At 48.5% G+C, this 2,189-nt stretch carries 1 protein-coding gene and 1 pseudogene; one reads left to right on the top strand and one right to left on the bottom strand.

Features of this window, described 5'->3' with window-relative positions; all coding sequences use genetic code 11:
* Positions 1-512 precede the first annotated feature (512 nt).
* Entirely contained in the window at positions 513-767 is a 255-nt protein-coding gene (locus M2407_RS26215) for a helix-turn-helix domain-containing protein (protein ID WP_259220276.1), read from the top strand.
* 565 nt (positions 768-1,332) lie between these two features.
* On the opposite strand, the pseudogene tnpC reads toward M2407_RS26215, so the two are convergent.
* Positions 1,333-2,063: pseudogene (gene tnpC, locus M2407_RS26210) on the bottom strand (IS66 family transposase); the annotation flags it as partial.
* Positions 2,064-2,189: the final 126 nt, after the last annotated feature.

The raw sequence follows: 2,189 nt of genomic DNA, 5'->3' as shown, positions 1-2,189 counted from the left end.
CGGGTAAATTAACCCACTAACGACGCCGGATATATGGTCGCAAACCGTATCGAACCAGTACTTGTAACACCCGGGGCGTCCATATATGGTCAACTAAATCAGTGTCCTATTTTAGTTGACCATTACAATACGCCACCCATTTAACGCATAAGGTGATATCGATAACTGGAGTCTTCCTCACTACTAATGTTAAACAAACAGGCTGGTTGAGCCCTGACAAGCACAACCTTGAACAAAGAGTATGAGTCAGATACTTCACGTCGGTGTATGGTCAGGCTTTGTGCAAAACTAGGCTAGGTATCTGTAGTGGCGTAGAGAATAAAGGGATTTTCGAAAAAGCCCCTGCGGATTTCCGCAGGGGAGCTGGTTTTGTTTATCTTTATTGTTTTTTCCCCCTGGTGCCTCTTGTGGCGGTACTGCGTACTCGCAAACAACACTAAGCAATACTTAGTACAATTGCAAGCTACAAACGAGAAAATTTGCCAGACGAATGCAACTGGCGATAATTGTTCATGTTACCAAAGCGATTAAAGGCAGCTCGACTTGCTGCAGGATTATCACAGCAAAAACTCGGGGTCCTTGCTGGCATTGATGAGGCTACAGCCAGCGCACGCATGAATCAATATGAGAAGGGCGTTCACTTGCCTGATTTTTCTCTGATGGTACGAATTGCAGATATCCTAGATGTACCTTCTGCCTACTTTTATGCAGTGGAAGATGAACTGGCAAAGGAGATACTCGAATATCAGAAGCGAAGAAACACCTGAAATTCTACTGACAATCTTGGGCTGGGCTCTCGCCTGTACATGCAATAATGCTTAATGTTAGATTGAAAATTCTCACGCAACATTCCCAATTGGGAAAGCAAAACAATATCACGACCTGCCTGCAATAAACTTGACAGAGCAGTAGAAGTACTGAGTGGGTGCAGCCCTCGCTGGAAAATTAAGACGCCGCATAAGATTATCAGGTCCAGGTGACGGACGGAACGCCTTTATATTAGGCTCAGCAAAATGACTAGTTTTGCTACTGCACTCTAATGCGATAAAAACTCTGGTCACGATGTAATTAAAGATAAGCGTACACTTAGTATCTTCTGGTGATTTTCTTATACATTTGACAAAGGGGTTTCCACTAAATCGGTAGTGGTAACCAAAAGTCAGATACTCAGAAAATATTATCGCCGACAGAGGAAAAAACGCCATCCTAATTATTCTCCTGAATTTAACCAACGGCTTGTTACCGCCAAACACATATCCCAAATCAATGCAGCGTTAAACATTCGGGAAACTTGGAGACAATGAATGCCAATTCATATTAATGGTCCGGATAGGTGCCGATTAATGAGTACAGGAGCGCTGCCCGCTCGCCACCGCTGTCAGAGCCCGCGAACAGCCAGTTTTTCCGCCCAACAGCGACACAACGCAGTGCGTTTTCCGCGATATTATTGTCGATCTCCACCCAGCCGTTACGGCAGTACTCGTTCAGACTGTCCCATAACTTCAGCATGTAGGCGAACGCCTTCGCCGTACCTGAGTGCCGCGACAACGTTGACATCTGTTGCTGTATCCAGTCGTACAGTGACTGCATCAGCGGTGCACTACGTTCTTTTCTTAACGCCAGTCGTTCTTCTGCCGGGCTACCCCGGATCTCCGCTTCTATGGCATATAACTCACCTATGCGTTTCAGGGCTTCCGTCGTGACGGCTGTTGGGGAACGAACGTGAACGTCATGGATTTTGCGCCGGGCATGGGCCATGCAGGCGGCTTCGGTGATGCTGCCTGTCTCATACAACGCCCTGTATCCACCGTAGGCATCTGCCTGGAGAACGCCGCTGTAACCTGCCAGATGCTGCTGTGGATGAAGCCCTTTACGATCCGCTGAGTACGCGAACCAGACTGCCGGGGCATTAACGAACCTGCATTTCTGTCATCGCGAACGTACACCCACAGGCGTCCGGTCCGGGTTTTACCGCTGCCCGGCTCTTGCACCGGTACCGGGATATCATCACCATGCACCTTACCCGGCATCAGAACATACTGCCGTAACGCATCGTACAGAGGTTCGCTCACCGCCCCGGACCAGCGACCCAGTGCCCCCCATGTCAGGGTAGTTGTCGCCTCCAACTGAAAAATCATCAGGGGGTTGGAGACGATATTTATGAAGACCTATTCACCCGAGCGTAAAGC

The organism is Serratia sp. BIGb0234, from assembly GCF_024809915.1.
GTDB lineage: Bacteria > Pseudomonadota > Gammaproteobacteria > Enterobacterales > Enterobacteriaceae > Serratia > Serratia liquefaciens.
The sequence above is the reverse complement of the archived record's forward strand: the minus strand, read 5'-3'. Positions and strand labels throughout refer to the sequence as shown.